Source organism: Burkholderia sp. MSMB1588, assembly GCF_001546925.1.
Lineage (GTDB): Bacteria > Pseudomonadota > Gammaproteobacteria > Burkholderiales > Burkholderiaceae > Burkholderia > Burkholderia humptydooensis.
Genome location: NZ_CM003770.1, coordinates 2,100,125 through 2,126,709, shown reverse-complemented (window position 1 = coordinate 2,126,709; position 26,585 = coordinate 2,100,125). Strand labels below are relative to the sequence as shown.

Sequence of the window (26,585 nt, the reverse complement as noted above, 5' to 3'; positions counted from 1 at the left end):
GCGTAGCGATGCGACCGTCTTTTTTTCTTGCCGCCGCCCGGCCGTCCGCGCCGGGCGTTTTTCCACATGCGCGCAGCCGGGCGGCGATGCGCGCGCCGCGCGTTCAGCGCCCCCGGGTCACGAGCGCACCGGCAACACGAGCGTCGCCTGCCGGTCCGGATCGAACTGGAACGTCACCCCGAACCGCTCGCCCGGATTGACGGGCGGCTGATAGAGGCTGTCGTACGTGTCGAGCACGATGCCGATGTGATGGCCCGCCGGCACGTCGTACGCGATCGCCGAGAACTCGATCGGGAAATCGATCGTCGCGCCCGGGCTCGCCCAGTGCACGGTCCGCGCGCCGTGCGTGATCAGCTTGCCGAAGCCGAGCGCGTCGACGTCGTACAAATACGCGACCACCTGCGCGCGCGCCTGCGACGGCGTCGCCCGCAGGTTCAGTTGCGCCGCGCCGCGTAAATGCAGCGGCTGCGCGAGCGCCGTGCCCTCGTAGCGCACGCCCGTCGCGAGATTGACGGTCGCGAGCTGATTGACGACGGGCGCGCCGATGCTCTCGCCGAACGTCGACAGCACCGGAATCGGGCCGCTCGTCGCGGTCGTGTCCGAGAAATTCTGGATCAGGTCGTTGCCCGCGGTGCGGTTCGGCGCGCTCTGCAGCGTGCCCGAGACGCCCTTCGTGCACAGGCACGAAAGATCCCAGCGTAGCGCGCCGCGCGGCCCGACGTACAGCGTCTGTGCACGCACGTTGCTCGCGGGCCATGTGTCGAACGACTCGCGCGTGTTCGTGAACTTGATCTGCATCGACACCTCGGGCTCGGTGTCCACGCCGTTGCGCACGCCCTTCAGCCAGCGGTCGAACCAGCGATGCGCCTGATCGTACGGATAGTTCGGCAGGCCGGCGAGCGCGCCCGGAATCTCGGCCTGCGCATGGATGCCCGGATTCAGCAGCAGTTTCTTCGGCACCGTCAGATTCGAGAACAGTTTCATCGACGAATTCGGCGTGAACATGTCGTCTTCGAAGTTCTTGCTGATGAAGACCGGCGCGCCGCGGCGGTTCAGCGCGTCGAGATACGTCGACGGCGAGCGCACCCGCGCCCACGCGATGATCTCGTCGGCCTTCGCCTGCGTCGTGTTCGGATCGAGCAGCGCCTTCACGTACTGGTCGACGATCGGATCGAGCCGCCCCGTCACCTTGCCGGACAGGAACAGCACCGCGCTCCACGTCGCGTTCGGCGACTGGGCCGGGTACAGTTGATCGGCGAGATCGCCCCAGCCGGAGAGCGCGGCCGCCGTCTTCAGCCGCCTGTCCTGCGCGAGCGCGAGCAGCGACAGCCCCGCGCCATACGAGATGCCGCTCACCGCGAGTCTGTCCGGATCGGCGGGCGTGTTCGCGGACACCCAGTCCACCGCCGACGACACATCCTTCACGTCCTGCGGGCTCGCCACCTCGACCTGCCCGCCCGACAGGTAGAAGCCGCGCGCGGTGTAGGCGAGCACGATGTAGCCGTCTTGCGCGAGCTTGCGCTGCTGGCCGAGATATTCGAAGAAATCGGATGCGGCCCAGCTCGAGATCATCACGATCGCCGGAAACGTCTGATCGGGGCGCGTGATCTTCGGCAGGAACACGTTCGCGGTGAGCCGCGTGCCGTCCGTCGCGGTGACGGTCTGGTTGTTGACCCAGCAGGTGCCGTCCTTCGGCGAGCTCACGCCGGGAAACTGGAACGGCGTCGTGTAGACGGCCGCTTCGGCGGGCGTCGCGGGCCGGCACGACACGCCCGCATGAGCGAACGACGCGGCAAGCGCGACGCTCGCACCCGCGATCAAACGCGCAAGTTTCATGTCTCTCCTCCAATTCTTCTTGGATCTTGTTCGGTGGAAGGTGCGATCGGCGGCCCGTTTTCGGCGGAATCCCGCGCGGCACCGGCTGATTGAGCCATCCGTCGCGCGCAGGGTCAAGACGGGCAAAGACCGGGATCGACCGGCCGGCACGATGGCCTTCGTTGTTGACCGTTTGAGCAACGCAGCGGAATCGTTGCGGCGGAAGCCGGAAATCTCGTCCGCGCGGGCAACGATCGTTTGAAACCGAGGGGCGACGCGCGTGTGAAGTAAACGCTCGAAACGGAATGCGCGCGATGAAGCGTGGTCGCGCAGTTCCAGCTACGGCTCTGCGCGGACATCCCGCTGCACCTGCTGCTGAACAGCGCGTGCATCGGCGATTTTGCCGACGCGCTGATTCGCACGCTGAACGACGGGCCCGGCGACGCATGCGCGCCGCGGCCGCTCGCTGCCTGAGCCCGCCTGAGCCCGCCGAATGCCGGCGCGGCCGGCCGCGCTCCGTCGCGCGCCGTCGGTTAGAGCCTGTTCCCGCTCATGACGGGCTTGCTCTAACCGCGCGCCGCGTCCCTCGCGCGCGCGAGCGCGCGCAGGTTGCCCTCGCCGAAGCCGTGATGCCCCTGCCGCTCGACGATCTCGAAGACGATCTCGCCGGGCCGGCGCTTGACGAACGTCTGGAAGAACAGCCGCGGCGCGCCGTCGCCGCCGATCTCGCCGTCGACGAGGATGCGGCGCGCGCGCAGCGCATCGACGTCGATCCCGCAGCCGGGCAGCCGCGCATCGATCTCGTCGTAGTAGCGCGCCGGCGGCTCGACGAACTCGACGCCGTTCGCCGCGAGCGCATCGGCGCACGCGAGAATGTCGTCGGTCGCGAGCGCGATGTGCTGGACGCCCTCGCCCGGCTGGTCCGGCAGGTATTCGTGCATCAGCGCGGTGCGCCGCGCGCCCTCCTCGTACACAGGAATCCGCACGTCGCCGCACGGCGACACCATCACACGCGACTCCTCCGACACGTGCCAGTTCGCGTTGAGCTCGTGGATCTCGCGGAAATGCAGCAGATCGCGATAGAAATCGAGCCACTCCTGCATCCGGCCGCTGCCGACCGTCTGCGTCAGGTGATCGACGCGCCGCAGGCCGGCGCCGAAGCAGTCGAGGTCGGCCTGCGCGGATGCGACGTCGATCGGGCGGAAATCGACGTCGAAGATCGAGATGTCGCCGACGCCGCCGCGCAGCCCGCCGCGCCCGCGCCAGCGGTCAACGAAATGAATGTGCGACGCGCCGATGCCCTGGATCGCCGGAATCGTCAGCTCTCCGACGCCGATCCGCTCGCCCTCGAACGCCCACGCGCCGAGTTCGATCGCGCGGTCGAACGCGCGCTGCGCGTCGTCGACGCGAATGCCGATCGCGCAGACGCCCGTGCCGTACTCGTGCGCGTAGCGCGCGGCGAACGAATCGGGCTGCGCGTTGACGAGGAAGTTCATCTGCCCTTGCCGGTACAGCGCGACCGCCTTGCTGACGTGCCGCGCGATCGCCTTGAAACCGAGCTGCTCGAAGCGGCGCGCGAGCGCGTCGGGCTCGCGCGCCGCGAACTCGACGAATTCGAGCCCCGCCATGCCGAGCGGGTTCTCGCCCGGCGGGCCGGTAAACGCGGGGGCGCTGGACGCGGGACTGGCTGGGCTGGACATCGAGGGCTCCTTGGCTGGCGGGGGAATCGTCTTGGGCCGGCGGCGACGCATCGCGCCGCGCGGCCGGCCTGCGCCGGCAATTTTAACCAAATCGTTCATGACGCAAAGCGTCGCCGCACCCGACATCCGCATCGTCTCCCATCGCGCATCGGTCGCTCGCCTAGTGCAAACCCCGAAATCGATCGATAATCGCACGCTTTCGTTCGATAATCGCGCAAAATGTTTCATCGCCACGTTGCTCCGAAGCCGCTGCCGCTCCTATGCTGCGTGTCACCCCGACACGACGGCTCGCACGAGCCGCACCGGCAACGCCGCCCACGCATCGCGTCACCGCGGCGGCATGCGCCGGCGACAAAAGGAGACATAGCATGACCCCAGCATTCGACGCGGCCGGCACGATCGACGCCGCGCCCGCCCGCCGCAACCAGGCCCGCAAGGCCGCGATCGGCAGCTTCGTCGGCGCGGTGGTCGACTGGTACGACTTCCTGCTGTACGGCATCGTCGCCGCGCTCGTGTTCAACCATGCATTCTTTCCGAACGTCAGCCCGACGATGGGCACGCTCGCCGCGTTCGCGACGTTCGGCGTCGGCTTCTTGTTCCGCCCGCTCGGCGGCGTCGTGTTCGGCCATTACGGCGACCGGCTCGGCCGCAAGCGGATGCTCGTGCTGACCGTGATGCTGATGGGCGTGTCGACGGTCGCGATCGGCCTGCTGCCGACCTTCGGCGCGATCGGCTGGTGGGCGCCCGTGCTGCTCGTCGTGCTGCGCGCGGTGCAGGGCTTCGCGGTCGGCGGCGAATGGGGCGGCGCGGCGCTGATGGCGGTCGAGAGCGCGCCCGAGAAACAGAAGGCGTTCTACAGCAGCGGCGTGCAGGTCGGCTACGGCGTCGGCCTCGTGCTCGCGACGGGCATCGTGTCGATCCTCAGCCACACGCTCGGCGACGCCGCGTTTCGCGCATGGGGCTGGCGGCTGCCGTTCGTGTTCAGCATCGTGCTCGTGATGATCGGCCTGTGGGTGCGCTCGAGCATGGACGAATCGCAGGAATTCGTCGAGAAAGTCGAGCACGGCCACCGCAAGCTGAAGCTGCCGGTGCTCGAAGCGCTGACCCGCCATCCGAAGGCATTCGTCTACATCGTCGCGCTGCGCCTCGCCGAGCTGTTCACGATGTATATCGTCACCGCGTTCGCGCTCAGCTATTCGACGTCGAACCTCGGCATGTCGCGCGATCTGTTCCTGAACATCGGCCTGCTCGTCGGCGCGCTGAGCTGCGTGACGATCCCGTGCTTCGCGTGGCTCGCCGACCGCTTCGGACTGCGCCGCGTCTACATCGCCGGCGCGCTCGTCGGGCTCGCGTGCGCGGTGCCGTTCTTCGTCGCGCTCGAGGCACGCGCGACCCTCTGGATCGTGATCTGCTCGGTGATGCTCGCGAACCTCGCGCACGACATGGTCGTGAGCGTCCAGCAGCCGCTCTTCACCGAGCTGTTCGGCGCCGAGTACCGCTACAGCGGCGCGGGCGTCGGCTATCAGTTCGCAAGCGTGGTGGGCGGCGGCTTCACGCCGTTCATCGCCGTCGCGCTCGTCGGCTTCGGCGGCGGCTCGTGGCATCTCGTCGCCGCGTATCTCGCGGCCGGCTGCCTGGTGTCCACGCTCGTCGCCGCGCGGATGCGCGCCGCCTGAGCGAGCGCCCATCGCGACATCGAGAATGAAGAAGACGCCGCTCGACCGACGCGACTGGATCGCGAGCCTCGAGAAGGGCCTTGCGATCCTCGAGGCGTTCGACAACCAGCACGCGCGGATGACGCCGACCCAGGCCGCCGCGCGCACGGGCCTCACGCGCACTGCCGCGCGCCGCTATCTGCTGACGCTCGAATCGCTCGGCTACGTGTACACCGACGGGCGGCTCTACGGGCTCACGCCGCGCGTGCTGCGGGTCGGCTGGTCGTACTTCGATTCGGCGCGCCTGCCGCGCACCGTGCAGCCGTATCTGCAGCAACTGAGCGCGACGCTGAACGAATCCGCATACGTCAGCGTGCTCGACGAATGGGAGCTCGTCGTGATCGCGCGCAACGGCGTGTCGCGCGTGATGACGACGGGCTTCGTGCTCGGCGCGCGCGTGCCCGCGCCGCTGATCTCGCCGGGCGTCGTGCTGCTCGCGCACAAGGCGGACCAGGACGCGGTGCGCGCGTGGCTCGACTCGACCGAGTTCCCGCCGTTCACGCCGCACACGCTGACCAGCAAGGCGCGCCTGCAGGAGAAGATCGACCGCGCGCGCATCGACGGCCATGCGCTGATCGAGCAGCAATTGCAGGTCGGTGTGCGCGGGATCGCGGTGCCGCTCAAGAACCGGCACGGCGAAGTCGTCGCCGCGCTCAGCACCAACATGCCGATCGGCGGCGAAAGCGCCGATGCCGCGCTCGAACGCGTGCTGCCGCACCTGCAGGAAGCCGCGCTGGCGATGATGAACGTACTGTGAGCGTCACCCTGCGGGTGTCGCCGCCGCGCCGGTCGCGCCTGCTGCGGGCTCGCCAGGCGCGCTCGATCTGCCGGCCCGACCACGTGTCTCGCACGGGCTCGACGGTTTATCGGCTGATTGGCTGATTGGCTTGTCGGCTCGCCGGCATGCCAGAATGGCGAATTCACCGCTCATTCAGGTAGCCATTCCGTGGATCTCCAGATCAGCCTCCACGATCGTCGCGACCTCGCCGGCCAGATCTATCGGCAACTGCGCGCGGCGATCGTCGGCGGACGCCTCGCCGCCGGCGCGCGGCTGCCTTCGACGCGCGATCTCGCGCGGCAGCTCGGCGTGTCGCGCAAGACGACGCTCGACGCGTTCGAGCGCCTCGCGAGCGAAGGCTTTCTGCTCACGCGCACGGGCAACGGCACGTTCGTCGCGGACGGCCTCACGCGCGTGCCCGGCGCGCGCGGGCACGAGACGAACGCCCACGGCGCGCACGCGGACGCGGTTCGCGACGGCAGCGGCGGCGAGGCGCTCGCCCGCGCGCACGCAGGCTGGTCCGACGTGCCGGCCGGGCTCTCGATGCCGCCGCCGCGCGCGCCGCTCGCATTCGACTTCCGAGGCGGCGTCACCGACAAGGCGCATTTCCCGTGGGACGACTGGCGGCGCTGCATCCAGCAAGCGGTGCGCGCGCAGGCGCGCAGCAGCGGCGACTATCGCGATCCGGCGGGCGAACCCGAACTGCGTGACGCGATCGCGCGCTATGTCGGCTTCAGCCGCGCGGTCGCGTGCGACTGGCAGGACGTGATCGTCACGCACGGCGCACAACAGGCGCTCGACCTGCTCGCGCGCGTGCTCGTGCGGCCGGGCGACGTCGTCGCCGTCGAGGAGCCCGGCTATCCGCCCGCGCGCGCGGCGTTCGCGGCGCTCGGCGCGCGTGTGGCCGGCGTGCCCGTCGATGCGCACGGCCTCGTCGTCGCCCGGCTGCCGGACGATGCGCGCTTCGTCTACGTGACGCCGTCGCACCAGTTCCCGCTCGGCATGCCGATGAGCCTCGAGCGGCGCGTCGAGTTGTTCGAATGGGCGCAGCGGCGGCGCGCGGTGATCGTCGAGGACGACTACGACTGCGAATTCCGCTTCGAGGGCCGGCCGCTAGAGCCGCTGAAGAGCCTCGATCGCGCGGGGCTCGTCGCATACGTCGGCACGTTCTCGAAGACGCTGTTTCCGGAACTGCGAATCGGCTACGCGGTGCCGCCGCGTTCGCTGAACCTCGCGCTGCGCAAGGCGAAGCAGATCGCCGACTGGCACGCGTGCACGCTCACGCAAACGGCGCTCGCGCGGTTCATCGCCTGCGGTGCGTTCGGCCGTCATCTGCGGCGCATCCATCGCCACTACGACGCGCGCCGCCGGCTGCTCGCCGCGCATCTGCAAGGCGCGCTGTCGCGCTGGCTTCAGCCCGTGATTCCCGCGGCCGGCATTCACTTGACCGCGCGCTTTCGCGCGGGCATCGACGAACGCGCGACGCTCGACGCCGCGCGCGAAGCCGGCATCGATCTGCACGGCATCTCGGCGTTCTACGCAAGCAGCCCGCCCGAAGCCGGCATCCTGTTCGGCTACGGCGGCCTCGACGCGCCGACGATCGACGTCGCGCTCGCGCGGCTCGCGGACGTGCTGAATCGGTGCGCGTGAGCCGCGCTGCGGGGATGGCGGTTCGCAGGCGCTCGGGGATTCGGGCTTGCTGAATTTCCGGATCGAGGACTGATGAAGTTGCGGTTTGCGGCTTACGAGCTTGCGGTTTGCGGGTTTACATTCTTGCAGACTTGCAAAGCGGTATCCCAAATTTCCAGAAAATTGGTCATTTCAGATAGCCGGTCGCATCGTTAATCTGGTGATGATCACCCGAAACCGAGGAACGAATCATGGAAACCCGTCTCGACTACCGCCAGGCGAACCCGCACGCGCTCAACGCGATGCTCGCGCTCGAGGAGCGGATCGCGCAAAGCGGGCTGGAGCCGACGCTGCTCGAACTCGTGCGGCTGCGCGCGTCGCAGATCAACGGCTGCGCATACTGCGTCGACATGCACACGCGCGACGCGCGCAAGCGCGGCGAGACCGACCGCCGGCTCGCGACGGTCGTCGTCTGGCGCGAGGCGCCTTTCTTCACCGACCGCGAGCGCGCGGCGCTCGAGTGGACCGAGGCGGTGACGCTCGTCGCGCGCGACCACGTGCCGAACGCCGTCTGGGACGCGGTGCGGCCGCATTTCACCGATGCGGAGCTCGTCGATCTGACGCTCGCCGTCGCGACAATCAACAGTTGGAACCGCTTTGCCGTGTCGTTTCGCAAGCTGCCCGCGTGAGGTCCAGCACGACGCTCGACAGAAAATGGATCGCGAGGATCGACAGAATCGCGTGATCCGGCACGTTCGCCTCGGCGCGCCTGGCCGGGTGCGGCATCCGATCCGTACGCGCACGCGGGCTCGATCTTCGCGTTCGTCACGCAGGGCCGCGTCGTGTCGCAGTTCGAAAGCGAGCCGCCGCGGACTCACGGGCGGGGCGAAACGTGGTATGAGCCGCCCGGCTCGCGCCACATCGTGTCGCGCAACGCGAGCGATACCGAGCCCGCGCAGATCGTCGTGTTTGCCGCGGTCGGCGAGCATCGCGCGTTGAAGACGCCGCTGCCGCGCTGACGCGTCGCGTCGTCGCTCGATGGGCGATTCGCGGATGAACGCGGGCTCAGGGCCGGCGCGCCGCGCTTCGCGCTCATGCGGCGCGTTCGCGGTTTCGTTTCGCGAAGCGACGGCGGCTCGCGCCGCGTCGCCACGGCAATCGCGATGCCGGATCGAGCGGCGCTCCGATCCGGGCGCGAGTACACGATCGAACGCTCCCTCCTCGCTCGAACGCCGCCCGTCGGCGTGCCCACGCCCTCGGTACGTTGCCGCCGCACACGGGCGAAGCCTTTCGCCGCGCGCCGCCCTGCACTCGCGCCGACGGTATCCGCGTGCAGGAACGCCTGAACGCCCGACCGACGAAAACGGCGACGCAAACGACGCGGGCCCGGCTGAATGCCGGGCCCGCTCATGCCGCCGCACTCGCGGCGGCGCTCCCTTCGAACGGAAGCGACCTCGCTTCTTACTTCGCCTTCTCGGCCGTGTTCGAGATCGCCTGGCCGCCCTTCGAGATGTCCTGGCCGACGCCGGCGATCGTGTTGCAACCGGCAAGCGCGGCGGTCAGGATCAACAGGGCGGCGGCAATCGCGCGATTCATTCTCATTCTCCTGGTCAATGCGGACGCTTCACGGGCGTCCGGCGTATCGGAATCTGCCCGCGCGCGGCGGCGCGGGGGACGGGTCCCGATTATACGGACGCGCCGCGTCTCACGGGGCAAAGCAATTGTTAAACGTGTTTCGGATCGTGCGGCGATGTCGCGCGCCGCTTCCGCGCCTCGTCTCCGTCAATCCGCCCGCATTTTTCGCTTGACTTCGGCTGCTGGCGACCTACCATACGCATCGCGTATATTTCAGAGAGCCTAGCCGACCGATGACCGTTCCTCAGCAAGCGTTCCTGCGCGACGCGATGCGCCGCCTCAACATGACCCGCGAAGCGTTCGCGAACCGCATCGGCGTCAGCCGGCGCGCTCTCGACACCTGGCTTTTGCCCGACGATTCGCAGGAATCGCGCGGAATGCCCGAGATCGTCGAGCGTTTCGTCTCCGAAATCGTCGGGCGTGCGCCAGCCGCCGAGGGATATGCGCAAAGCGTAGACTCCCGGCAGCCGCTCGCGAGCCAGTTCCTGTTCGAGGGCAAGCCGCAGTTGCTGTCGGTCGACCAGTTCTCGCGCGACTCTGTCGAAGCGCTGTTCCGGGTCGCCGACGTGATGCAGCCGATCGCGCGCCGCCGCAAGATCTCGCGCGTGCTCGAAGGCGCGGTGCTCGGCAACCTGTTCTTCGAAGCGAGCACGCGTACCCGCGTGTCGTTCGGCGCCGCGTTCTGCCGGCTCGGCGGCTCGGTGTGCGACACGACGGGCTTCACGTTCTCGTCGATGGCGAAAGGCGAATCGATCTACGACACGAGCCGCGTGATGGCGGGCTACGTCGACGCGCTCGTGATCCGCCATCCGGAGAAAGGCTCGGTCGCCGAGTTCGCGCGCGCGACGAACCTGCCCGTGATCAACGGCGGCGACGGTCCCGGCGAGCATCCGAGCCAGGCGCTCCTCGACCTGTACACGATTCAGCGCGAGTTCTCGCGCCTCGGCAAGATCGTCGACGGCGCGCACATCGCGCTCGTCGGCGACCTGAAATACGGCCGCACGGTCCACTCGCTCGTCAAGTTGCTCGCGCTGTATCGCGGGCTCAAGTTCACGCTCGTATCGCCGCCGACGCTCGAGATGCCGGCCTATATCGTCGACCAGATCTCGACGAACGGCCACGTCGTCGAGGAGACGCACGACCTCGCGGCGGGCCTGAAGGGCGCGGACGTCGTCTATGCGACGCGAATCCAGAAGGAGCGCTTCACCGACGAATCGTTCGAAGGCTATACGCCCGATTTCCAGATCAATCAGGCGCTCGTCGACACGGTGTGCGGCCGCGACACGCTGATCATGCACCCGCTGCCGCGCGACAGCCGACCCGGCGCGAACGATCTGTCGACCGACCTGAACCGCGACCCGCGCCTCGCGATCTTCCGCCAGACCGACAACGGGATTCCGGTGCGCATGGCGATCTTCGCGGTGCTGCTCGGCGTCGAGCATCTGGTTCAGCACTCGTTGCGCGACGCGACGTGGCGCCCGCCCGCGTACCTCGGGCCCGAGGACGCGGTGTTTCACGGGATCGACTGACATTCGGAGGGCGGGCCGGCGCGCGACCGAACGGGAAGCCTGCCGGCCGCATCGCACATTTCCTTTCTTTTCAAGCGGATAGCATCGAATCCAGCCGTTCGTTTCGAGAAACGTAACAAGAACGCTTCTCATTCATAAACTTATTCACTAGAATGACGCCCGAAAACAATTTGTAATATTCGGGCGAAACGCGTCATGCACCGGCAGTTGCTTCGCCCGATCGAGTCACACCTGGCGAGGAAATACCACCGATGAAGTCGCGTTCCGACGAGTTGAAGCTCGGAAAATTCACTACCCTTTGCAGCATGCTCGCCGCGAGCCCGGCGTTCGCGCAGGACGCCGCGCCGCCCGCGGCAACCGCCGATCACGACAAGGAGCTCGCGCCGATCCAGGTCAAGGGCGCCGCCGAGCGCAGCTACAAGACGGACGTCTCGTCGTCGGTGAAATTCACCGCGCCGCTCGTCGACACGCCGAAATCCGTCACGGTGATTCCGCAGGAGCTGATCCACAACAGCGGCGCGGCGACGCTCACCGAAGCGCTGCGCACCGTGCCCGGCATCACGTTCGGCGCGGGCGAAGGCGGCAATCCGCTCGGCGACCGCCCGTTCATCCGCGGCTACGACACGCAAGGCAGCATGTTCGTCGACGGCATGCGCGACACGGGCGCAACAACGCGCGAGATCTTCAACACCGAGCGCATCGAGATCACGAAGGGCTCGGACGGCGCGTATGGCGGCCGAGGCGGCGCGGGCGGCAGCATCAACCTCGTCACGAAGGCGCCGCATCTCGGCACGACGGCCGAGGCGAGCGCGGGGCTCGGCACCGACCGCTATCGCCGCTTCACCGCCGACGGCAACTGGCAGTTCGCCGACCACGCGGCATTCCGCCTGAACCTGATGAGCCACAACAATGACGTCGCGGGCCGCGACGCGGTGAACAACGAGCGCTGGGGCGTCGCGCCGTCGATCGCATTCGGGCTGGGCACGCCGACCCGCGTGGTCGCGAGCTACTACCACCTGTCGACCGACGACCTGCCCGACGGCGGCATTCCGTACTTCTACACGGCCGCGAACAAGCCGGCGAGCGTCGACACGATCTATCCGGCGAACGTCGACCGGCACAACTTCTACGGCCTCGTCGACCGCGACTTCCGCAAGACGACGTCGGACATCAGCACGCTGAAGATCGAGCACGACATCACGCAATCGCTGACGATCCGCAACACGACGCGCTACACGGAATCGACGCAGGACTACATCTGGACGCAGCCCGACGACAGCCAGGGCAACGTGATCAACGGCCGCGTCTGGCGGCGCAACAACAACCGCAACAGCTCGATCAACAGCATCGCGAACCAGACGGAGCTGTTCGGCGAGTTCCTCACCGGCGCGTTCAAGCACAGCTTCACGACCGGCATCGAGTTGTCGCGCGAATGGGGCAAGCGCGACTCGTACAGCGTCGCCACCGGCACCGGCAAGATCTGCCAGCAAGGGATCGGCGCCGCGTCGGGCTACAACTGCACGAGCCTGTGGTCGCCGAACCCGAACGATCCGTGGGCGGGCTCGATCACGCGCAACAACGACTACGCGCATGCGCGCACCGTGACGAAATCGATCTACGGCTTCGACACGATCGAGCTCGGCAAGCACTGGCAGGTGAACGCCGGCGTGCGCGTCGACGACTACTCGACCCGCTTCACCGACACCCGCGCGAACGGCGGCAAGACCTATACGCGCGACGACACGCTCGTGAACTGGCAGCTCGGCCTCGTGTTCAAGCCCGCGCAGAACGGCAGCATCTATGCGTCGTACGCGACGTCGTCGACGCCCGCGGGCGCGCTGCTCGGCGAAGGCTCGGAGACGCAGTCGCTCACGCCGGGCCGCGGCGGCGTCGGCGCGAACGCCGACCAGCTCGCGCCGGAGAAGAACCGCAGCATCGAGCTCGGCACCAAGTGGAACGTGCTCGACGACAAGCTCGCGCTGACGGCCGCCCTCTTCCAGATCGACACGACGAACGCGCGCGTCACGCTGCCGGACAACCAGTACGCGATGGCCGGCAGCAAGCGCGTGCAAGGGCTCGAGCTCGGCTTCGCGGGGCAGCTCACGCGCGCATGGCAGGTGTTCGGCGGCTACACGTACATGAAGAGCGAATTGCGCGGGAACGGCAAGAACACGGCCGACAACGGCCACCAGTTCCCGAACACGCCGAAGCACAGCTTCACGCTGTGGACGAACTACGACGTGACGCCGAAGTTCACGGTCGGCGGCGGCGCGTTCTACATGTCGAAGGTGTTCGGCGACACCGCGAACCTGCGCGCCGTGCCGTCGTACTGGCGCTTCGACGCGATGGCGCAGTACCGGATCAACAAGAAGCTCGATCTGCAGTTGAACGTGAACAACCTGTTCAACCGCGCGTACTTCGATCAGGCGTATCCGGCGCACTATGCGTCGATCGCGCCGGGCCGCTCGGCGTTCGTCACGCTGAACGCGCGCTACTGACGCGATGCGGCCGGTATCGTTGAAGGCGCTCGCGTCGGCGTCGCGCGAGGATCTCGCCGGGATCCTCGCCGGAGCGCCCGAGCGCGCGGCCGCGTGGGTCGCGGCGGCCGCGGAGAACGGGATCGTCGAGGCGCAGGCCGTCTACGGGCAGTACCTGCTCGACGGCCACGGGCTCGCACGCGACCCCGCCGCCGCGCTCGACTGGTTCAAGCATGCGGCGCGCGCCGATCATCCGATGGCGATGAACATGGTCGGCCGCTGCTACGAGTTCGGCTGGGGCACGGCCGCGAACGCGACCGTCGCCGCGTACTGGTATCGCGAGGCCGCGCGCGCGGGGCTCGACTGGGGCATGTACAACTACGCGACGATGCTCGCGCTCGGCAACGGCGTCGACGAGGACCGCACGGCCGCGCTCGCGTGGCTCGAGAAAGCGGCGGCGCTCGGCCATGCGAAGTCGATCAACCTGATCGGCGGCTTCTACGAAGACGGCTGGGTCGTCGCGGCCAACCGCGACGCCGCGTTCGACTGCTACCGGCGCGCGGCCGCCGCGGGCGACTTCCGCGGCCAGTTCAACTATGCGCGGCTGCTCGCCGAGCGCGGCCGCGTCGCGGAGGCGCTCGAGTGGCTCGCGCGCGTGCCGCGCACCGCGACGCCCGCGTTCGTCGCGAAGATGCGCGCATATCTCGCGGCGTCGCCGATCGACGCGTTCCGCGCGATTGCGGCGCGACAGAAGGAGTTCGCAACATGATGCTTCACATTCCCGGCGTGCTGACGAAGGAACAGGTCGCGCAATGCCGCGACCTCCTCGACACCGCCGACTGGACCGACGGCAACGCGACGTCCGGCGCGCAATCGGCGCTCGCGAAGCGCAACCGGCAGTTGCCGGAGGGTTCGCCCGCCGCGCGCGCGGCGGGCGATGCGATCCAGGATGCGCTCGCGCGCAACGCGCTGTTCTTTTCGGCGGCGCTGCCGCTCAAGGTGTTTCCGCCGCTCTTCAACCGCTACGCGGGCGGCGACGCGTTCGGCACGCACGTCGACAATGCGATCCGGCTGCTGCGCGGCACCGATTTCCGCGTGCGCAGCGATCTGTCGGCGACGCTCTTTCTCGAGGAGCCGGAGCATTACGACGGCGGCGAGCTGTGCGTCGAGGACACCTACGGCGTTCACCGCGCGAAGCTGCCGGCAGGCGACATGGTGCTGTATCCGGCGTCGAGCCTGCATCAGGTGACGCCGGTCACGCGCGGCGCGCGAGTGGCGTCGTTCTTCTGGATTCAGAGCATGGTGCGCGACGATGCGGACCGGACGCTGCTTTATCAGCTCGATACGCAGATTCAGCAGTTGACCGCGGAGAAAGGCGGGCGTGATGCAGGCGTGATCGCGTTGACCGGGATTTATCACAATCTGTTGCGGCGGTGGGCGGATGCGTGAGGGACGATGGGCAACGACCTCGAAAAACGGTATCCGGAAAATCTCCGCCGCCCGCAAAGACCTCTATCGATGCCCCACACCGTCCCAAATCCCAATCGAGATTGCGGTCTCACCGTGGTATTCGTTGTCCGGTGCTTCTAGCGCAGTTTTGCTCGGCTGACCATCCGCCTGATAGACATCACGACTCTGCGGCTCTGCGAGCGTATCTCCCTGCATTCGCCAGTTCGATCGCGCCAGTGCTGGCTCGCCTGTTTCCATCAAATCAATTATCGTGCCGGTCTTGCCTAGAATTTGAGCGAAGTCAGTTGCATTGATCCCTCCGCTCTTGATGATCGATTCGATTTTCATGGTAGCAATTTACGGGAAATATTCTGATTCGACTGACATAAGTTCCTCTTTGCTTCTTACAGCAGACACGCCCCTGACCCGACAGCGACGCTCGCCGATGCATTCGTCAGCCACCCGCGCGCGCGACGATATCCGCCACGGTCATCACCCGCGCGTAATCCATCGCCAGATTGGCGAGCGACAGCGCGTGCACATCCTCGGCCGGCCACAGCCGCCCCGACAAATCGCGCTGATCGAACGTGAAGCACGCATCGCCCGCGACGATCGCATCGAAACCGAGGTTCCCCGCCGCGCGCGCGGTCGATTCGACTGAATTGTTGGTGATCACGCCCGCGATCACGAGCTGCGCGATTCCGCGCTCATGCAGCCAGCGTGCGAGCCCGGTCGCGGCGAACGCATCGGGGACGTTCTTCTCGACCACGTGCTCGCGATCGAGTGGCGAAAACGCCTCCTGAAATTCCACGCCGGATCGCCCCGGCCAGAACACCGAATCCGGCGACCGCGAAATGTGCCGGACATGCACGACCGGACGCCCGCTGCGCCTCCAGCTATCGAGCAACGTCTTGACGCGCGCCTCCGCGTCCGGGTTGTTGCGGCGGCCGAGTTTCGGCTCATGAATGCCTTTCTGAAGGTCGATGAGCAGCAACGCGGCGCGCGCGGAAAGCGATGTGGATGCGTTCATGTGGAAAGCGAATCGGTCGCGAAGGAATGGATCGAGCGACGATTGTATCGGCGGTTTCGCCCATCGATATCGACGATGAATCGCGGACCTTCGTCCAACTCCTCGAAGCGACGACGTCGCCGTCGCTCGCCGTGTGCCGCTATTCGAGACGGGTTCGCGGTTTGCCGGAAGGCCGTCCTTCGCTGTTCCGATTCAATCCTTCGGTTTTCCATCAGTTGGTTTTTGGCTTCGGAGCTTAGCGGCATGACGCCTTCGGGCCATCGCTTGGCCTCGCGATTCGCGGCCCTCGTTCGCAGCCGGGAACATCTCGAATCATGCAAGCTTCGATCGCCCCAGGCACGCCGCACTTTGTGCGACATCAGCCTCCTTCCCGCCATCGCGATGAACGCCGACACCTTGCCGTGCATCCCGCGCCCTCGCCGTTCCCGCACGAAGAAAGGGCTTCCCCGAACTTGCGCGCCGCCCGCGCCGCACCGCACAATCGCAGCACCTTCGCCACCGGTTATCGCCATGACTCATGCGTCGCTCGCCACCGGCGTGCTGCTGGCCGCGGGCCTCGGCACGCGTTTCGACCCCGGCGGCGTGCACAGCAAGCTGCTCGCGAAGTTACCCGACGGCACGCCCGTCGCCGTCGCGGCTGCGCAACGGCTCGCCGCCGTGCTCCCCGACGTGATCGCGGTCGTTCGTCCCGGCGCGGAAAAGCTCGCGCACCTGCTCAACGACGTCGGCGCTCAGGTCGTGTTCGCGCCCGACGCCGAGCGCGGAATGGGCGCGAGCCTCGCGGCCGGCGTGCGCGCAAGCGCCGACAGCTCCGGCTGGATCGTCGCGCTCGCCGACATGCCATGGATCACGCCGGCAACGATCGAATCGGTCGCGCGCGCGCTCGACGCCGGGCTCGCGTCGACCGTCGCGCCCGTCTATCGCGGGCAGCGCGGCCATCCGGTCGGCTTCGCGAGCCGCCATTACGATGCGCTCGCGGCGCTCGACGGCGACACGGGCGCCCGCGCGCTGCTGGCGGCCGCGCCGCCCGCGCTCGTCGACGTCGCCGATCCGGCCGTGCTGCGCGACATCGATACGCGCGCCGACCTGCATACGCCGCCGCCGCGCGACTGACGCCCGCCGCATCGCTCCGGCAAACGCGCGCCCGATTGCCTATAACGGAAGACGAACCCGGCGCGTGCCGCGCCGGTCCTCCGTATTGACCGAGATTCGCCGATTCCCATGACCGACCACACGACGCCGCTGCCGGACCCGCCCGCCGACCCGACCCGCGACCCCGAAGACGACACGCTCTCGCCTTCGTCACCCGGCCACCACCATCACGAAAACCCGCAAAAGCCGGAAGAGCCGCCGAGCAAAGACCCGGTTTGACGCGCCAACGCAGCAGCAAGCCGGCATTCGTTCAGCTTTCGGAGAGGCATCCGGGATTCGGCCGCGCCCGATCATGGCGCAGGCCGGGCTCCACGCATGCCGCTTCGCGCCGTTTCTTTGCCCGGAGCGCCATCACCCTCGGCCCGACATCGGCGTTCACATCCGGGCGTCGATCCGGCGGCGGCGGACTGCGCGGCCCGCCACTGTCTTCCGGCTCGCATGTTGCAATCATCACACGACCGATCGCGCCGGTCGCCTCGTCCATTCGGCCAGAGCGACCGACGTGCCAATCGGTCAAGCAGCCAAGCAATCATCCGACCAAACACCCGCCCGACTCGAGGTATGACCAAGATAAGCGTAAATTCCTACCATAATACGTCTGGTTATGAAGATCAGACGAATCATTCCGATCCGCCCCTGTAGCGCGAACTTTTCTTGCGCTAATCTGACCGGCCCGCTGCGATCCAGAGGATTCGCATGGCCACCATCGAACGCACCGCGTACCCACGCTTGTCCAAGGTTCTTGCCGCCGGGGATCTGGAAGCCTGCTATACGCCACTGCCCGAGGAATTGGAATGGGTGCGCCGCTCAACACGAGGCGAAAGGCCGCGTCTCGGCTTGCTGGTGCTGTTCAAAATCTTCCACCACGTGCGGGTCGCTGCGGGCATCGGCGTCGATGTCCAGTTCGGCTACGACACGCAGTCGTCGCCAACCTCGTTCCGGCACTATGCGGCGATCCGCGACTATCTCGGCGTGACGCCCTACTACGGGAGCGACGCCAACGCGATCGCTACGAGGGCGGCGCACACGGCGGCGCTGGCGATGGACCAGCCTGTCGACATCATCAACGCGACGATCGACGAGTTCATCGCGCAGAACATCGAGCTGCCGGCGTTCTCCACGTTGGACCGGATCGCTGAGCAGATTCACGCGAAGACGCAGACGCGCCTGCTCCGGCGCGTCGCACGGCGGCTCACCGACGGGCGGAAGCGTCGATCTATTGAGAATTGAGAATGACTAAATCCATGACAACCGATTCTCTGCCGACGCGTTATACAGTCATCACGCTGAATGGAGGCTCGGTTGATGGCCAGAATGGACGAAGCCCCGCGCAAGCGGGTGCGTGCTGGACGCCTGATGTTGGCAGGCAAAACACCCGTCGAAGCAGCCAGGGCGGTCGGGGTCGCGCGGCAAACCGCATACACGTGGAAAGCCCGGCTCGACGAAGGCGGCATCGAGGCGCTTCGCGTGATAGCCGCGGGGCGGCCGGCGCAATTGGATACGAGCCAGCTCGAAGGATTGCGCGTAGCGCTGCTGCAGGGCGGCTGCTGAGCGCATTGGGGTTCAGCTCGCAAAAGCCCGAGCGACGACTGATCGTCTTCATTGACGAATCGGGTCTCTCGGAGCGCCCAACGCGGGTGCGTACGTGGGCGCCCAAGGGCTGCACGCCGATCATTCAGTATCACTTCAACTGGAAGCACGTTTCGGCCGTCGCCGGCCTCACCCGTACAAACTTCCTGTTCCGCCTGCATGACGGCGCGATCAAAAGCGCGCAGATCGTCGAATTCCTCAAAGCACTGCGCGCGCAACTCCGACGCAAGCTGATGATCGTGTGGGGCGGTGCAGCGCAACTCAAGAGCCGCGTCGTGCGCGAGTACCTCGACAGCACGGATGGCGCCGTACAGATGACCCTGCTGCCCGGTTACGCGCCCGATCTGAATCCAGTCGAATACCTCTGGGCCTGGCTCATGCGGCACGCCTTGGCCAACTTCTGTCCCAGCAACCTGATCGAACTGAAGTACACCGCTCGATGCAAACTCAAGAGCGGCCAGAAGCGCAAATCGATCATCGCTGCTTGTTGGAAGCAAGCTGAGCTTTGCTGATGTCATGATTTACGTAATTCTCAATAGCGGAGAATCCGCGTGCGTGCGTGCGCGGCCGGCGGTGCCGGTGCGCGCGGCGCTCACGCGAGCGCCGCCTCCCCGCCCAGATACGCATCGCGCACGCGCTCGTCGTCGAGCAGCGCCTTCGCGGGCCCTTCGAGCACGACACGCCCGGTCTGCAGCACGTATCCGTAATGCGCGATCTCCAGCGCGAGGCTCGCGTTCTGCTCGACCATGAACACCGTCACGCCCTGCCGGTTGATCGCGTCGATCAGTTCGAGCACCTTGTCGACGTAGAGCGGCGACAGCCCCATCGTCGGCTCGTCCATGCAGATCAGTTTCGGCCGCGCCATCAGCGCGCGCGCCATCGCGAGCATCTGCTGCTCGCCGCCCGACAGCGTGCCCGCGCGCTGCGCGAGCCGCTCGCGCACGCGCGGAAACAGGTCGAGCACGTGTTCGCAGTCGTCGGCCACCGCCGCGCGATCGCCGCGCGTGTACGCGCCCATCAGCAGGTTCTCGCGCACGCTCATGTCGCCGAACAGCCGCCGCGCCTCGGGTACGGCCGCGATCCCGCGCCGCACGCGCTGCGGCGTCGCGAGCGCCGTCACGTCGTCGCCGTCGAAGCGCACGACGCCCCGGCGCGGCCGCATCAGCCCGAGAATCAGCTTCATCGTCGTCGACTTGCCGCTCGCGTTGCCGCCCAGCAGGCTGACGATCTGCCCGCGGCCGACTTCGAAATTCACGTCGAAATGCACCTGCACCGGCCCGTAGAACGTGTCGAGGTGCTCCAGTTTCAGCAAGGCGTCGGTCATGGCCGTATCGTGTCCGTCGGAAAGCGCCGTCATGCGGCCGCCTGCGCCGCGTGCCCGGCCGGCGCGCCGCCCGCATGGCGGCGGCCGAGGTACGCCTCGATCACGCGCGGATCGTGCCGCACGTCGCGCGGGGCGCCTTCGGCGATCTTCACGCCGTTGTCGAGCACCATCACGCGGTCGGACACGCGCATCACGAGTTCGAGCTTGTGCTCGATCAGCAGGATCGTCAGGCCGCGCGCCTTCAGCGACCGGATCAGTTGCAGCATCTCGGCGGTCTCGGTTTCGTTCATCCCGGCGGTCGGCTCGTCGAGCAGCAGCAGGCGCGGATGCAGCGCGAGCGCGCGGCCGATCTCCACGCGCCGCCGGTTCGCATACGACAGGCTGTGCGCCGGATGATCGATGCGCGGCGCGAGCCGCTCGCCGAACCCGGCGACGATCGCGCGCGCCTCTTCGCGCAGCGCGGCTTCCTCGCGCCGCACCGACGCCGGCCGCACGAGCGCGCGCCACACTTCCGCCGCCGCGCCCAGCGCGGGCCAGCCCGGCCGCGCGGCGCGCAGCCGCGCATGCGCGCCGATCAGCACGTTGTCGAGCACGCTCAGGTTGCCGAACACGCGGCCATGCTGGAACGTGCGCGCGATGCCGAGCGCCGCGAGCCGCTCGGGCGCGGTGCCCGTGACGTCGCGGCCGTCGAACGTCACGCGGCCCGCATCGGGCCGGTCGGCGCCCGCGATCAGGTTGAACAGCGTGGACTTGCCCGCGCCGTTCGGCCCGATCACGCTCAGCAGTTCGCCGTCGGCGAGCGTCAGGCTCGCGCCGTCGAGCGCGGTCACGCCGTCGAAGCGGCGCGTCAGCCCCTGCACGTCGAGCAGCGGTCGATGGGTCGTCATTGCTTTCCTCCTCACACCGTGCCGAGCAGGCCCTGCGGCCGGAACCGGACGAGCAGCAGCAGCACGAGGCCGTAGATCAGCATCCGGTAGTCGGCCGCCCAGCGGAACAGCTCGGGCAGCCCGATCAGCGCGAGCGCGCCGGCGATGCCGCCGAGCACGTTGCCGAGCCCGCCGAGGATCACCATCGTCAGCGCGAGGATCGACACCTGCGAGTCGAAGGTCTGGTGATTGATGTAGCTGTACAGATGCGCGGCGATGCCGCCGCTCACGCCGGCCGCGACGCCGCCGACCGCGAACGCGATCGCCTTGTAGCGGTTCGGCGCGATGCCATGCGCACGCGCGGCCACGTCATCCTCGCGCACCGCGCGTAGCGTGCGGCCGAGATGCGAGCGCAGCAGCCGCACCTGCACGAGCGCAAACGCGACCAGCACCGCGAACGTGAACCAGTACGCGGCACGCGCGGTCGTCGCCCACGGCAGCGGCGCGATGCCGGCGATGCCGAGCGGCCCGCGCGTGAGGCCGTCCCAGTTGAGGATCACGAGGCTCACCACTTCGCCGATGCCGAGCGTCGCGATCGACACGTAGTGCCCGCGCAGCCGGAACGCCGGATAGACGAGCAGCGTGCCGAGCACGGCCGTGATCGCGCCCGCGCACGGAATCGTCACGGCCGGCGACCAGCCGAGATCCGACGACAGCAGCGCCGACGCATAGGCGCCGATCACGAGCAGCGCCGCGTGGCCGAGCGAAATCTGCCCGACCGTGCCCGCGACGAGCGTGAGGCTCAGGGCGAGCAGCCCGTACAGCCAGGCGTTGGTCAGCGTCTGCAGCACGTACGGCGATGCGCCGAGCCACGGCAGCACGGCTGCGAGCACGACCAGCGCGACGAGCACCGGGCGCGGCACGCGCACGGCCTTCGCGGCCGCGAGGAAGGTGCCCGTCATTGGCTCGGGCGGCAACGCGCGGTTCGCGCTGAACAGCCCGTTCGGCCGCCACACGAGGAACACGATCAGCAGCGCGAACGCGAACAGGTCGCGATAGCTCGTGCCGAACAGCGCGACGCCGTAGCTCTCGACGAGCCCGAGCAGCAGGCTGCCGGCGATCGCGCCCGGCACGTTGCCGAGCCCGCCGATCAGCAGCGCGACCACGCCCTTCAGTGTCGCCTGGAAGCCCATCGCCGGGTCGATGCTGTTGTAGTACATGCCGACCAGCAGCCCGCTCACGCCGCCGAGCGCGCATGCGATCGCGAACACGGTCTGGTTCACGCGATTCACGTCGACGCCCATCTGCAGCGCCGCGTCGCGATCCTGCGCGGTCGCCCGCACGGCCCAGCCAAGCCGCGTGAAGCGCAGGAACCCGTACAGCAGCGCGGCCGCCGCGATGCCGATGCCCGCGATCAGCAGGTCGAGCGAGCCGAGCGTCGCGCCGGCGATCCGCAGATGCCAGTCCGGCAGCGGCGTCGGCACCGCGCGCGGGTCGGCTCCGAACGCGAGCTGTGCGAGCTGGTCGAGGATGAAGCTGATGCCGATCGTCGCAAGCAGCGGCGCGATCCGCGCGGCGTGGCGCAGCGGCCGCAACCCGATCCGCTCGATCGCGATGCCGAGCGCGCCGCAGCCGGCCACGACCGCGGCAAGCGCGACCGGCAGCGGCAGCCCGCAGCGCGTCAGGCACAGCCAGCCGATGAACGCGCCGACCATGTAGACCGAGCCGTGCGCGAAGTTGATCAGGTGCGATACGCCGAAGATCAGCGCGAGCCCGACCGCGAGCAGCGCGTAGATGTTGCCGACGATGAGGCCGTTGAGCGTGTAGTCGAGCCAGGAAGCCATCACGATGCGTCCGTCACTTGCATGCGGTTCAGGGTCAGCGCGCGGCGAGCTGCGGTTTCGCGCCGTCCCACAGCGCCCACTGCCCCTGCTTCACGACGAGATACACGGTGCGCGCGCCCGCGACGCGACGCGTCTGGGGATCGAAGCGCACCTTGCCGAAGATCACGCTCGGCACGTCGCTGATTTTCGCGAAACCGTCGTGCGCGGCCTGGCGCGTCGTGCCGTAACGGCGCAGCACTTCGGCCGACAGGATCAGCGCATCGTATGCGCGCGCAACGAACGAATCGGGATCGGCATGGAATTTCGCGCGGTAGCGCTGCACGAACGCCTGCACCTCGGGGCGCGGCTCGGCCGGGAAGAAGTTCGATTCCGTATAGACGCCGTCGACGGCCGCGCTGCCCAGCTCGAGGAATTTCGGCGAATACACGGAGCCGACCGCCGCGATCGGCAGCGTGACGCCCGACGTGCGCGCCTGCCGCACGATCTGCGCGCCGTCCGCGTAGTACGAAATCAGCACGATCGAATCGGGCTTCGATGCGCCGATCCGCACGAGCGTCGAGCGGAAATCCTTCTCCGCCGGCTGATAGCCTTCGGCCGCGACGACCTGCGCGCCGAGCCCGGCCACCGCCTTCGCGAAGATGTCCTTGCTGGTGCGGCCCCAGTCGGTGTTCAGGTACAGCGCCGCGATCCGCTTGAAGCCGAGTTCCTTCACCGCGTAGCGCGCGAGCAGCGGCTGCTCCTCGGCCTGGCTCAGCGCGGTGCTCCACAGATAGTCGCCGCCCTTCGTGAAATCCGGATGCGAGTTCGTGAAGCCGAACTGGATCAGTTGCCCGCGCTGGTAGATCGGCGACGCGGCCATCGACGTCGCGCTCGAGAAATCGCCGAGCTCGATCACGACGCGCGGATCGGCGACGAACTTCTGCGCGATCGCCACCGCCTGACGCGGGTCGCTGCGGCTGTCCTGGAAGTCGACGGCGAGCGGCCGGCCGTGAATGCCGCCGCCGCCGTTGATCTCGTCGAGCGCGAGATCGAAGCCGCGCTTCCACTGCTCGCCGTACTGCGCATCCTGGCCGGTGAGCGGCCCGCTCACGCCGATCACCACCGGCTCGCCCGACACGCCGGCGGCCAGCGCGACGCCCGTCGACAATCCCCATGCGGCGGCAAGTGCCGCCACCGTGCCCAGCACGCGCCGCCATCCGCCGCGTGCGCCGTTCCCCGAAACGTTCATTCATCCCCCAAACGTCAGTCAGTCGAAAAGAGTGAGGGCATGTAACCATCCGGTTCAGGTCGATCCAACGAAGTTTTGCGCATATCGATATTGCGGGCGACGCGCAGCGCGGGCCGCGCACCAGCAGCCGCGTTCGAATCCGGCATCGCGCGAGGCGCGGGCATACATCGCATCGCATTGATTCGATTGCCGTTTCTCGGCCGACGTCGGGCCCGCCGGTTGCGCATGCGCGCACATCCGGCGTTCGCCGCGCCGGCCCGCTTCGCAGTTTTCGCGCTGTCGATAGCAAAAATCATTATATGAATTTCGCATACTCGCACTCCTACAATGCGCAAATTGCATCATCGGAACGCGTCATGGAGCTGCATCAACTCGAAGCCTTTTCCGCGGTCATGTCGGCCGGCAGCGTGACCGGCGCAGCCGCACTGCTCGGCCGCTCGCAGCCGGCCGTCACGCGGCAGATCCAGGAGCTCGAGGCCGATCTCGGCTACGCGCTGTTCGACCGGCACGGCCCGCGCGTCACGCCGACGCGGCGCGCGTTCCTGCTGTACGAGGAAGTCGAGCGCTCGCTGATCGGGCTGCGCGCAATCGAGGCCCGTGCCCGTGCGATCGGCAACGAGACGGCCGAGCCGGTACGCATCGCGGCCACGCCCGCGCTCGCGGCCACGCTCGTGCCGGCCGCGCTCGCCGCACTGCCCGACGGCGCGCACGCGCCGCACTACCAGTTGCGCAGCGAATCGGCCGAACACGTCGTGCATGAAGTGCTGGCCGGCACGGCCGACGTCGGCGTCGTCACGCTGCCGATGGCGCACGCGGGGCTCGACGTGCACTGGATCGCGCAGACGCCGTGCGTGGCCGTGCTGCCCGTCGGCGATCCGCTCGCGGCGAAGCCGCGCATCGCGCTGCGCGATCTCGCGCGCCGCCGCGTCGTGACGGTCGCGAACCGGCACCGGCTGCGCCAGCGGATCGACGCGGCATTCGCGGCCGCGCGCGTCGACGCGCGCGTGTTCATCGAAACCAATGCGTCGCTGAATGCGGTGATGGCCGCGCGCGCGGGCGTCGGGATCGGCATCGTCGACCCGGCCACGGGCGTCGCGCTGCCGATGGACGGCGTCGTCGCACGCCCGCTCGACGTGGACATTCCGTTCGCGTTCGGCGTCGCGACGCCGGCCGGCAAGGCGCGCACCGCGGCCGTCGATGCGCTGCTCGACGCACTGCATCGCACGACGCGCGCGCTGCTCGACGACGTGATCTTTCACGACGCCGCCGCGCACGATGCGCTGCTGCGCGGCGAGCGGCTGCGCAGCGAGCGCACGCCGCACACCGCCCGGACGCGCCGCACCCGCCCGGAGGCCGCATGACGACGCCGCTCGACGCACTTGAAGCGCGGCTCGCGCAGGACCTGCGCTGGCTCGACCTGCCTGCCCCGTCGTGGGTGCCGCCGCGCGAGGCCGACGGCACGCGCGTGCTCGACGTCGCGATCGTCGGCGGCGGGATGGCGGGGCTCGCGGCGTCCGCCGAACTGCGCCTGCTCGGCATCGACAACCAGTGCGTGATCGATCGCGCGCCGGCCGGCTACGAAGGCCCGTGGGTCACGTTCGCGCGGATGGAGACGCTGCGCTCGCCGAAGCAGCTCGCGGGCCCCGCGCTCGGCCTGCCCGCGCTGACGTTCCGCGCGTGGTTCGAAGCGCAGAACGGCCGCGACGCGTGGGACGCGCTCTACAAGATTCCGCGCATGCAATGGATGGACTACCTGCGCTGGTACCGGCGCGTGCTCGACCTGCCGGTGCGCAACGACACCACGCTTGCCGCGCTGCGCCCGCGCGACGACGGGCTGCTCGCGCTCGACGTGCGCGGCAGCGGCGAAGCGCGGACGCTCCTCGCGCGGCACGTCGTGCTCGCCACCGGCCGCGACGGGCTCGGCGGCCCGTACGTGCCGCCCGTCGCGCAACGCGCGCCGCGCACGCGCTGGGCGCATTCATCCGAGCCGATCGATTTCGCGGCGCTGGCCGGCAAGCGCGTCGGCGTGGTCGGCGCGGGCGCATCCGCGTTCGACAACGCGGGCGCAGCGCTCGAAGCCGGCGCCGCGCGCGTCGACCTGTTCTTCCGCCGTGCGGACATTCCGCGCATCAACAAGCTGACCGGCATCGGCAGCCCGGGCCTCGTGCACGGCTACGCCGATCTCGACGATGCGACGAAGTGGCGCTTCATGCACTACGCGTTGACGTCGCAGACGCCGCCGCCGCGCGACAGCGTGCTGCGCGTGTCGCGGCACGGCCATGCGCATTTCCACGCCGCAAGCCCGATCGAGACGCTCGCGGAACGCGCGGACGGCCTTGAAGTGACGACGCCGCGCGGGCGCTACGAGATCGACTTTCTGATCTTCGCGACGGGCTTTCATTCGGACTGGACGACGCGTGCGGAATTCGCCGCGTTCGGCGCGCACGTGCGGCGCTGGAAGGATCGCTATCGGCCGGAACCGGGCGCGTGGCTCGACGAGCTGGCCGAGTCGCCCGACCTCGGCCCCGCATTCGCGTTTCAGGAGCGCGAGCCCGGCGTGTGCCCGGCCGTCACGCGGATCCATTGCTTCAATCACGCGGCGAGCCTGAGCCACGGCAAGCTGTCCGGCGACATTCCCGCGATCAGCGCGGGCGCCGAACGGCTCGCGCGCGGCATCGCGAGCCGGCTGTTCGACGCCGATCGCGATCGCCACTACGACGCGCTCGTCGCGTATGCGCACGCGGAGCTGCAAGGCGACGAGTGGCGCGACGCCGATGCGTGAACGCGCGCCCATCGATCAACTGGACGAAGAAGGAAAACCGAA

21 protein-coding genes and 4 pseudogenes are annotated in these 26,585 nt (G+C 68.3%); 16 read left to right on the top strand and 9 right to left on the bottom strand.

The window, feature by feature from the left end; all coding sequences use genetic code 11:
* Positions 1–117: 117 nt before the first annotated feature.
* Complete coding sequence (locus WS92_RS08545; protein WP_059929809.1) at positions 118–1,836, bottom strand: CocE/NonD family hydrolase; 1,719 nt, start codon at positions 1,834–1,836, stop codon at positions 118–120.
* 282 nt (positions 1,837–2,118) lie between these two features.
* Here WS92_RS08545 and WS92_RS08540 point away from each other — a divergent pair.
* Positions 2,119–2,289: pseudogene (locus tag WS92_RS08540) on the top strand (acyl carrier protein); the annotation flags it as partial.
* 92 nt (positions 2,290–2,381) lie between these two features.
* Here WS92_RS08540 and WS92_RS08535 read toward each other — a convergent pair.
* On the bottom strand, positions 2,382–3,515 hold the full coding sequence (locus WS92_RS08535) for a 4-hydroxyphenylpyruvate dioxygenase family protein (RefSeq protein WP_015603142.1): 1,134 nt from the start codon (positions 3,513–3,515) through the stop codon (positions 2,382–2,384).
* Between the two features lie 368 nt (positions 3,516–3,883).
* On the opposite strand from WS92_RS08535, the gene shiA reads away from it, so the two are divergent.
* The 5 genes and pseudogenes from shiA to WS92_RS08510 form a co-directional block, all read left to right on the top strand.
* Entirely contained in the window at positions 3,884–5,191 is a 1,308-nt protein-coding gene (gene shiA, locus WS92_RS08530; protein WP_059929811.1) for a shikimate transporter, read from the top strand.
* A gap of 25 nt (positions 5,192–5,216) precedes the next feature.
* A complete protein-coding gene (locus tag WS92_RS08525) occupies positions 5,217–5,987 on the top strand; it encodes an IclR family transcriptional regulator domain-containing protein (protein WP_059929813.1) in 771 nt (256 codons plus the stop codon).
* Positions 5,988–6,176: 189 nt separating this feature from the next.
* Entirely contained in the window at positions 6,177–7,658 is a 1,482-nt protein-coding gene (locus WS92_RS08520; RefSeq protein ID WP_059929815.1) for a MocR-like pyridoxine biosynthesis transcription factor PdxR, read from the top strand.
* Between the two features lie 230 nt (positions 7,659–7,888).
* Complete coding sequence (locus tag WS92_RS08515; RefSeq protein WP_006027157.1) at positions 7,889–8,326, top strand: carboxymuconolactone decarboxylase family protein; 438 nt, start codon at positions 7,889–7,891, stop codon at positions 8,324–8,326.
* An 84-nt stretch (positions 8,327–8,410) separates the two neighbouring features.
* Positions 8,411–8,656, top strand: a pseudogene (locus tag WS92_RS08510) (cupin domain-containing protein); the annotation flags it as partial.
* A 442-nt stretch (positions 8,657–9,098) separates the two neighbouring features.
* Here the strand turns inward: WS92_RS08510 and WS92_RS08505 are convergent.
* Entirely contained in the window at positions 9,099–9,233 is a 135-nt protein-coding gene (locus WS92_RS08505) for an entericidin A/B family lipoprotein (protein ID WP_004528487.1), read from the bottom strand.
* Positions 9,234–9,505: 272 nt separating this feature from the next.
* Here WS92_RS08505 and WS92_RS08500 point away from each other — a divergent pair, with 272 nt between their 5' ends.
* From WS92_RS08500 to WS92_RS08485, 4 genes are all read left to right on the top strand, one after another.
* Positions 9,506–10,801, top strand: coding sequence for an aspartate carbamoyltransferase (locus tag WS92_RS08500; RefSeq protein ID WP_059929817.1), 1,296 nt, complete (start codon positions 9,506–9,508; stop codon positions 10,799–10,801).
* A 251-nt stretch (positions 10,802–11,052) separates the two neighbouring features.
* Positions 11,053–13,299, top strand: a complete 2,247-nt coding sequence (locus WS92_RS08495) for a TonB-dependent receptor (RefSeq protein WP_059929819.1) — start codon at positions 11,053–11,055, stop codon at positions 13,297–13,299.
* Positions 13,300–13,303: 4 nt separating this feature from the next.
* Positions 13,304–14,047, top strand: a complete 744-nt coding sequence (locus WS92_RS08490; protein WP_006027152.1) for a tetratricopeptide repeat protein — start codon at positions 13,304–13,306, stop codon at positions 14,045–14,047.
* Positions 14,044–14,727, top strand: coding sequence for a Fe2+-dependent dioxygenase (locus WS92_RS08485; protein WP_059929821.1), 684 nt, complete (start codon positions 14,044–14,046; stop codon positions 14,725–14,727). The genes WS92_RS08490 and WS92_RS08485 overlap by 4 nt, the downstream gene beginning before the upstream one ends.
* A gap of 63 nt (positions 14,728–14,790) precedes the next feature.
* Here the strand turns inward: WS92_RS08485 and WS92_RS34510 are convergent, their stop codons facing one another.
* Positions 14,791–15,075 (bottom strand): hypothetical protein, encoded by a 285-nt coding sequence (locus WS92_RS34510; RefSeq protein ID WP_141667998.1) that lies wholly within the window; start codon positions 15,073–15,075, stop codon positions 14,791–14,793.
* 106 nt (positions 15,076–15,181) lie between these two features.
* Positions 15,182–15,757 (bottom strand): cysteine hydrolase family protein, encoded by a 576-nt coding sequence (locus tag WS92_RS08480; protein WP_006027150.1) that lies wholly within the window; start codon positions 15,755–15,757, stop codon positions 15,182–15,184.
* A gap of 510 nt (positions 15,758–16,267) precedes the next feature.
* On the opposite strand from WS92_RS08480, the gene WS92_RS08475 reads away from it, so the two are divergent.
* The 4 genes and pseudogenes from WS92_RS08475 to WS92_RS34505 all read left to right on the top strand — a co-directional run bounded on the left by WS92_RS08475 (position 16,268) and on the right by WS92_RS34505 (position 19,011).
* Positions 16,268–16,870 (top strand): nucleotidyltransferase family protein, encoded by a 603-nt coding sequence (locus WS92_RS08475; RefSeq protein ID WP_015602737.1) that lies wholly within the window; start codon positions 16,268–16,270, stop codon positions 16,868–16,870.
* Between the two features lie 108 nt (positions 16,871–16,978).
* Entirely contained in the window at positions 16,979–17,128 is a 150-nt protein-coding gene (locus WS92_RS35665) for a hypothetical protein (RefSeq protein ID WP_015604080.1), read from the top strand.
* 477 nt (positions 17,129–17,605) lie between these two features.
* A pseudogene (locus WS92_RS08470) lies at positions 17,606–18,118 on the top strand (DUF4158 domain-containing protein); the annotation flags it as partial.
* Positions 18,119–18,214: 96 nt separating this feature from the next.
* Positions 18,215–19,011, top strand: a pseudogene (locus tag WS92_RS34505) (transposase).
* A gap of 80 nt (positions 19,012–19,091) precedes the next feature.
* Here the strand turns inward: WS92_RS34505 and WS92_RS08455 are convergent.
* From WS92_RS08455 to WS92_RS08440, 4 genes are read right to left on the bottom strand one after another with little or no spacing between them, the layout of a single operon-like run.
* Complete coding sequence (locus WS92_RS08455; protein ID WP_059929825.1) at positions 19,092–19,856, bottom strand: ABC transporter ATP-binding protein; 765 nt, start codon at positions 19,854–19,856, stop codon at positions 19,092–19,094.
* On the bottom strand, positions 19,853–20,710 hold the full coding sequence (locus tag WS92_RS08450; protein ID WP_015602895.1) for an ABC transporter ATP-binding protein: 858 nt from the start codon (positions 20,708–20,710) through the stop codon (positions 19,853–19,855). Before WS92_RS08450 ends, WS92_RS08455 begins: the two co-directional genes overlap by 4 nt.
* Positions 20,711–20,721: 11 nt before the next feature.
* Positions 20,722–22,533 carry an ABC transporter permease gene (locus tag WS92_RS08445; RefSeq protein WP_006027143.1) on the bottom strand — a complete coding sequence of 604 codons (1,812 nt, stop codon included), beginning with the start codon at positions 22,531–22,533 and terminating at the stop codon, positions 20,722–20,724.
* 34 nt (positions 22,534–22,567) lie between these two features.
* Complete coding sequence (locus WS92_RS08440; protein WP_059929827.1) at positions 22,568–23,761, bottom strand: ABC transporter substrate-binding protein; 1,194 nt, start codon at positions 23,759–23,761, stop codon at positions 22,568–22,570.
* Positions 23,762–24,117: 356 nt separating this feature from the next.
* Here WS92_RS08440 and WS92_RS08435 point away from each other — a divergent pair, with 356 nt between their 5' ends.
* Positions 24,118–25,122, top strand: a complete 1,005-nt coding sequence (locus tag WS92_RS08435) for a LysR family transcriptional regulator (RefSeq protein WP_059929852.1) — start codon at positions 24,118–24,120, stop codon at positions 25,120–25,122.
* The gene (locus WS92_RS08430; RefSeq protein WP_059929829.1) at positions 25,119–26,543 is read left to right on the top strand and encodes an NAD(P)-binding domain-containing protein; all 1,425 of its coding nucleotides are present in this window, start codon (positions 25,119–25,121) and stop codon (positions 26,541–26,543) included. The genes WS92_RS08435 and WS92_RS08430 overlap by 4 nt, the downstream gene beginning before the upstream one ends.
* Positions 26,544–26,585: the final 42 nt, after the last annotated feature.